Here is a 6,326-nt window from a genome sequence, read left to right as displayed (position 1 = left end):
CAGGTCACCGTGCACCACGCCTCGGGCATCCCCTCGGCCATCCAGGACGCCTGGGCCCAGGCGATCACCGTGCCGCAGGGGCCGGTGTGGGTGGAGGTGCCCCAGGACGTGCTGCTGGGCGAGGTCCTGGTCCCGCCGGTGCAGGACGCGCTCGCCGTCCCCTATGACCACCCGCCGCGGGAGGAACTGGTGGCGGAGTCGGTGCGCTGGCTGGCCTCCTCGGCCCGCACCGCGATCGTGGCCGGCGGGGGAGTGCGGCGGTCCGGGCCCGGGGCGCTGCACGAGCTGCGCCGCGTGGCCGAGCTGCTGGACGCCCCGGTGGTGTGCAGCCCCGGCGGCAATTCGGCCTTCCCCGTGGACCATCCGCTCTCCCTGGGCTCCTGGGTGGAGGACCGCTACGTCACCGAGGTGCTCGAGGACGCCGAGGTGCTGCTCGTGATCGGCTCGTCCCTCGGTGAGGTCACCTCCAACTACTTCACCCTGGAACCGCGCGGCCGGCTCATCCAGGTCGACGCCGAGCCGCGCGTGCTCGAGTCGAACTTCCCCACGCTCGGCGTGCGGGCGGACGCCGGCCAGGCGCTCGCGGCCCTCGCGCAGGCGCTGGAACGGTCGGCGGCGGCCGCGGGGGGCCAGGAGACCGGCGCGCCCGGCGGCTGGGCCCGGTCCGACTGGCACGGCCGCGGCGCCGCACAGGTGGTGGCCGAGGTCAACCGCCGCGTCCAGGAGCGACTTAACGGTCAGGACCTGCACCGGGAGCGACGGTTCATGGCGGATGTCCGCGCCGCGGTGCCCGAGGCCATGCAGACCTACTGGGACATGACCATCGCCGCCTACTGGGCCTGGAACGTGTGGGACGCCAGGTCCGGGCAGTTCCACTCGGCCCAGGGTGCCGGCGGGCTGGGATACGCCTTCCCCGCCGCGTTCGGCGGGGCGATGGGCCTGGCGCGGCAGGGCAGGCGGGGGACCGACGCGCGGGTGCTCGCGGTGGCCGGTGACGGTTCCGCCATGTACTCGATCGCCGAGCTGGCCGCGGCCCGCCAGCACCACGCGCCGGTGACCTGGCTGATCGTGGACGACGGCGGGTACGGGATCCTGCGCGCCTACATGGAGGACACCTTCGGCCAGGCGACCGCCACCGAACTGGACCGTCCCGACTTCGTGGCCCTCGCCGGGTCCTTCGGCATCCCGGCCGAGCAGGTGGCGGTGGAGGAGGTGGGCCCCGCGCTGGAACGCGCCCTGGCCGCGGAGGGGCCGAACGTCGTCGTGGTCCAGACCCGGCTGCGGATGTGGGCGCCGAGCCACGTGGAGGACGCGAGGGGCTGATCCGGGCCCCGGACGCACCTGACCCCCGGCTAGCGCGTCAGCTGCCGGGGGTCAGGTGTTTTGGTGTCCATCCGGCTGCTACTCGAAGCGCTCTGGATGCTCACCGAAGACGAAGTGCCGACCGGTGACCCGGTTGACGTTGACCTCTACGTAGAAATCCTTATACGTCGGGACCCAGGGGTCAATACTCAGGGACTCGGCAAATTCGATCTCCTCGTCCTTCTCGAGCACCCGGGCGTGGCCGCGGGCCAGCACCGACCAGGCCTCGTCCGAGAGGATGCCGTCCGCCTCGAAGATGACCTTGGGATTGATGGTCAGCTCCGCCAGCTTGTTGCCGGGTGCCGTCCGGAAGTAGATCCGCTTGTCCCGGGCCACGAAATTCACCGGGACCAGGTCGAGTTCGTCGTTCACCCGCAGCCCGAGCCGGCCGTGCCGGGTGTTCTCCAGGACCCTCCAGCACTGATCCTCGTCCAGCACCAGGATCGGCTCGTCGTCGGCATGTTCGAACATCATGGCCCGGTCTCCTTCTTCCCTCACGGGGTCAGCGCCCGCCCGGTGTCGTCCGGAGGGACTTTAAGGTCCCTGTCAGCGAGCACTTTCATTATCGTGCGCAGGGGGTTCCACGGCTAGGGCCGCCGTCACTCTCCGGCCGGCCGCGGGCCAGGACGGTCGTCCCCGTCCTGTTCACGGTCATGGCACACCCTAGGCACGCCGGACCGTCCTGCATCAAGGGGTGGATGCCCGGTCAGCCCCGGACGCCGGCCGTCCGGTGCCCGGCCGCCCGGCGGGCCGTGACCGTCTCCTCCAGGACGCGCACCGCGGTCGGTGCCGTCCGCCCGGGGGCCACCGCCACGTAGCACGGTGCCAGGTGGGGTTCGCGCCGCTCCGGTCCGTCGGTGTCGTAGAAGCGGGCCAGGTAGTGGCCGCCCGCCCGGCGCACCAGGAGCTGGCCCACGCCCACGTCCCACGGATTGGTGTCCACCCCCAGCGTCACGTCCGCCCAGCCGATGGCCGTGTAGGCCAGTTCCAGGGCGCCGGAGACGGTGCGCCGCACGGTGGCGTAGGCGTCCACGAGCCGGCCGAAGCGCTCCAGCGCCACCGGGCCGTCGACGTCCAGGGCCTCGGCGGAGGGATAGGACGTCACCAGGTTCAGGGAATGCTCGTCCGGTGCGGGCGCCTCGACCGGCGCGACCGCGTCCTGCCCACCGGGGCCGGCCGCCGGAGCCCCGGCCCCCCGGGACCCGAACCGCTGCCCGTTGAGGTAGGCACCGTCGTCGTCCGCGGAGAACTCCAGCCCGTTCACGGGGTCCAGCACGACGCCGGCCACCACCACGCCGTCCACGGCGGCGGCGACGGAGATCGAGAACATGGCGAAGCCGTGGGCGAAGTTCGCCGTGCCGTCGATCGGGTCGATGATCCACTCCAGGGTGTGCGGCGCGGCCGCCGCGCCGGCCTCGACCGGGGTGAGGGCGTGCTCGTCCACCCCGTCCGGCCCGCGCGTGCCCCCCTCCTCCCCGACGAACCGGCTGCCCGGGACGGCTGCGCCGAGCAACCGCACCAGCTCGTTCTCGGTCGCCCCGTCGTGCACGGTGACCAGGTCGTGGGTGTTCCGCTTGGTGGAGAGGTCGAGGTCGGCGGGAGTGGAACGGAAGGCCCGGACGAGCCGTGGTGCGCAGGCGGCGGCCGCCTCGGCGGCGACGCGCCGCAACTCACGGGGGGCGGGAACGGAGGTGGGCATGGCGCCAGCCTAGCGGGGCCCCCGAGGGCCCCGGCGCCCCTGCCCGCACGTGGTGAACCACACGTGCGCGGGTGAGGGATACTGGATCCTATGGCCGATCGGACTCCTGCATCCCCGCCTGCCCCGGACGCCGTGCCGTCCCCGCTGATCGAGGACCGGGAGACCCTGGTCACCGAGCACATAGCGACGCTGGTCCAGGACCGGTGGCACCGCTTCCGCTACGCCGGTGCCCTGCGGCGCGGGCACGAACCGACCGTGCTGTCCTTCACCGGCTACGGCACCACCTCCTGGATCCGGGTGTTCTCCCGCGTGGTGATGGCGCCGGACGACGCCTTCGAGAACGGCCGCCGGTTGTCCAGGGTGGTCGAGGACGGCCTGCGCGGATGGCACAACTTCACCTCCCCGCCCGTGCCCTACGCCGAGGTCAAGGTGCTGGCGGGCGGGAAGACCTTCACCGTGCGCGCCGACCGCGGCGGCGTGGTGGACGCCCGCGTGGAGGTCGAGATGGAGCCGGGCTGGCAGACGGTCACCCTCACCTCGGACGGCAGCGAGCCGGCCACCTCGGACGTGTACATCGTCGAGGACGGCACGGTCACCGGCGTGGTCTCGGACATCGACGACACCGTGGTGGTCACCTACCTGCCCCGGCCGATGCTGGCGGCCTGGAACTCCTTCGTCCTGGACGAGCACGCCCGCACCGCCACTCCCGGGATGGCCGTCATGCTGCACCGCCTGCTGGAACAGCAGCCCACCTCCCCGGTCGTCTACCTCTCCACCGGTGCGTGGAACGTGGCCCAGACCCTGTCCCGCTTCCTGTCCCGCAACCTGTACCCCTCCGGCCCGTTGCTGCTGACCAGCTGGGGTCCCACGGAGGACCGCTGGTTCCGGTCCGGGCTGGAGCACAAGGTCACCCAGCTGGACCGGCTGGCCCGGGAGTTCCCGGAGATCCGCTGGCTGCTCATCGGTGACGACGGCCAGCACGACCCGGAGATCTACGCGGACTTCGCCCGCCGCCACCCGGACAAGGTGAAGGCGATCGTGATCCGTCAGCTGACGCCGTCCCAGGCCCTGCTGGCCGGTGGCCGCGCCACGGACACCCGCGAGACCACTCCCGGGGTGCCGTGGTGCTACGGCCCGGACGGGGCGGCGCTGTCCCGCCAGCTGGAGGAACTGGGCATCCTCGAGACCGGGCGCGCCGCGCTGCTGACCTGGCCGCGCAACGCCCAGGAACCGGGCCTGGACGCCGACTCCCGGGAGCTGGACGATGCCCGCTGAGCCGGGCCACGGCCTGACCGGCCGGACCGAGGACCGTCCCGACGGCGGCGGGCCCGCCGTGCGCGTGGACGTGCCCGTGCGCTGGGGGGACATGGACGCCTACGGCCACGTCAACAACGTGCAGGTGGCGGCGATCCTCGAGGAGGTGCGCATCCTGGCGTTCGGGGTGCCTGCCGGGACCGGGGCGCCGGGCGCCGGGGCGCCGGTGAACCTGCTGGACGGGATGCCGGACAGCGTGCAGGTGCTGATCTCGGAGCACCGCATCCGCTACCGGCGTCCGCTGGAGTACCGCAACGTCCCGGTGCGCGCGTGGGTCTGGGTGGCCGCCGCGAAGGGGGCCTCGATCGAGATCGCCTACTCGCTGCGCGATGGGGTGGACGGCACCGAGTGCGTCACCGCGACCTCCACGATGGTCTTCGTGGACTCAGCCACCGGCCGCCCGGTCCGGCTGAGCGAGGACCAGAAGCACACCCTCACGCACCTGGCCCCGTAGGGCCCCGGGGCTGCTCACGCGAACGGCGGCCGGGGACCCCCGGGTCTCGCGGTCAGCCGCGAGTGCCCCGGGCCGTCCCCGGCCGCCGGTGGTCCGACCGTGCGAGGGTCAGATCACGCCCTGGGCGAGCATCGCGTCGGCGACCTTGACGAAACCGGCGATGTTCGCCCCGACCACGTAGTTGCCCGGGGTGCCGTAGCGGTCGGCGGTCTCGAGGCAGCGGTCGTGCAGGTCGGTCATGATCTGCTCGAGCTTGTCGTGGGTGTACTCGAAGCTCCAGGTGTCCCGGCTGGCGTTCTGCTGCATCTCCAGGGCGGAGGTGGCCACGCCGCCGGCATTGGCCGCCTTGCCCGGGCCGAACAGCACCCCGGCATGGATCATGTGCTCGGTGGCCTTCTGGGTGCAGGGCATGTTGGCGCCCTCGGCCAGGGCGACCAGCCCGTTGTCGATCAGGGTGAGCGCGGACTTGTCGTCCAGCTCGTTCTGCGTGGCCGAGGGGATGGCCACGGTGCCGGGCACGTCCCAGACACAACCGTCGGCCACGAAGCGGGACCGGCCGCCGCGCTCCTCGGCGTACTCGGCGATCCGGCCGCGCCGGACCTCCTTGACCTCGCGCAGCAGCTCCAGGTCGATCCCGGCCTCGTCCACCACGTATCCCGAGGAGTCGGAGGCGGTCAGCACGGTGGCCCCGAGCTGCTGGGACTTGGCGATGGCGTTCAGCGCCACGTTGCCGGAGCCGGAGACCAGGACGGTCTGGCCGTCCATGGAGCCACCCCGGGTGCGCAGCATCTGGTCCGCGAACATCACGGCGCCGTAGCCGGTGGCCTCCGGACGGACCAGGGACCCTCCCCAGGACATTCCCTTGCCGGTGAGCACCCCGGACTCGAAGCGGTTGGTGATGCGCTTGTACTGGCCGAACAGGTAGCCGATCTCCCGGGTGCCCACGCCGATGTCACCGGCCGGGACGTCGGTGTACTCGCCGATGTGGCGGTACAGCTCGGTCATGAAGGACTGGCAGAAGCGCATGATCTCGGCGTCCGTGCGGCCGGCCGGGTTGAAGTCGGACCCACCCTTGCCACCGCCGATCGGCATGCCGGTCAGGGCGTTCTTGAAGATCTGCTCGAAGCCCAGGAACTTGATGATGCCCAGGTAGACCGAGGGGTGGAACCGCAGTCCGCCCTTGTACGGCCCCAGGGCGGAGTTGAACTCCACGCGGAAGCCACGGTTGATCTGCACGTGCCCGTTGTCATCCACCCACGGCACGCGGAAGATGATCTGGCGCTCCGGTTCGCACATGCGGCGCAGGATCCCGGACTCGACGTATTCGGGATGGCGGTTGACGACCGGCCCGAGGGCTTCGAACACCTCGGTGACGGCCTGGTGGAACTCGCTTTCGCCGGGGTTGCGGCGAAAGACCTCGTCCCGCAGTTTCTCCAGACCAGGCTCCATGTCCGTCCTCGCTTTCCTCAGTGGCGTCCCCTCATCAGGAGGGCATCC

The 6,326-nt window shown here is 71.8% G+C and carries 6 protein-coding genes; 3 read left to right on the top strand and 3 right to left on the bottom strand.

Annotated elements, in window-relative coordinates; translation table 11 throughout:
* Nucleotides 1–1,323, top strand: a 1,323-nt coding sequence (locus PLJ28_RS11690) for a thiamine pyrophosphate-binding protein (RefSeq protein WP_298041855.1), incomplete at its 5' end; no start/stop codon positions are given.
* A gap of 78 nt (nt 1,324–1,401) precedes the next feature.
* Here the strand turns inward: PLJ28_RS11690 and PLJ28_RS11685 are convergent.
* Both PLJ28_RS11685 and PLJ28_RS11680 read right to left on the bottom strand, forming a co-directional pair.
* A complete protein-coding gene (locus tag PLJ28_RS11685) occupies nt 1,402–1,836 on the bottom strand; it encodes a pyridoxamine 5'-phosphate oxidase family protein (protein ID WP_183523443.1) in 435 nt (144 codons plus the stop codon).
* Nucleotides 1,837–2,068: 232 nt separating this feature from the next.
* Nucleotides 2,069–3,061 (bottom strand): inositol monophosphatase family protein, encoded by a 993-nt coding sequence (locus PLJ28_RS11680; protein ID WP_183523444.1) that lies wholly within the window; start codon nt 3,059–3,061, stop codon nt 2,069–2,071.
* Between the two features lie 90 nt (nt 3,062–3,151).
* Here PLJ28_RS11680 and PLJ28_RS11675 point away from each other — a divergent pair, with 90 nt between their 5' ends.
* Both PLJ28_RS11675 and PLJ28_RS11670 read left to right on the top strand, forming a co-directional pair.
* Nucleotides 3,152–4,336, top strand: a complete 1,185-nt coding sequence (locus PLJ28_RS11675) for an App1 family protein phosphatidate phosphatase (protein WP_221243327.1) — start codon at nt 3,152–3,154, stop codon at nt 4,334–4,336.
* Nucleotides 4,326–4,829, top strand: a complete 504-nt coding sequence (locus tag PLJ28_RS11670) for an acyl-CoA thioesterase (RefSeq protein WP_183523445.1) — start codon at nt 4,326–4,328, stop codon at nt 4,827–4,829. Before PLJ28_RS11675 ends, PLJ28_RS11670 begins: the two co-directional genes overlap by 11 nt.
* 108 nt (nt 4,830–4,937) lie before the next feature.
* Here the strand turns inward: PLJ28_RS11670 and gdhA are convergent, their stop codons facing one another.
* Nucleotides 4,938–6,278, bottom strand: a complete 1,341-nt coding sequence (gene gdhA / locus PLJ28_RS11665; RefSeq protein ID WP_183523446.1) for an NADP-specific glutamate dehydrogenase — start codon at nt 6,276–6,278, stop codon at nt 4,938–4,940.
* Between the last annotated feature and the right edge of the window lie 48 nt (nt 6,279–6,326).

This window comes from Citricoccus sp. (genome assembly GCF_035445025.1).
Classification (GTDB): domain Bacteria; phylum Actinomycetota; class Actinomycetes; order Actinomycetales; family Micrococcaceae; genus Citricoccus.
This window is presented reverse-complemented; position numbering and strand designations above follow the sequence as displayed.

Coding starts and splice junctions, on each gene's coding strand:
- PLJ28_RS11685 (WP_183523443.1), bottom strand. CDS start 1,836: ATGATGTTCGAACATGCCGACGACGAGCCGATCCTGGTGCTGGACGAG.
- PLJ28_RS11680 (WP_183523444.1), bottom strand. CDS start 3,061: ATGCCCACCTCCGTTCCCGCCCCCCGTGAGTTGCGGCGCGTCGCCGCC.
- PLJ28_RS11675 (WP_221243327.1), top strand. CDS start 3,152: ATGGCCGATCGGACTCCTGCATCCCCGCCTGCCCCGGACGCCGTGCCG.
- PLJ28_RS11670 (WP_183523445.1), top strand. CDS start 4,326: ATGCCCGCTGAGCCGGGCCACGGCCTGACCGGCCGGACCGAGGACCGT.
- gdhA (WP_183523446.1), bottom strand. CDS start 6,278: ATGGAGCCTGGTCTGGAGAAACTGCGGGACGAGGTCTTTCGCCGCAAC.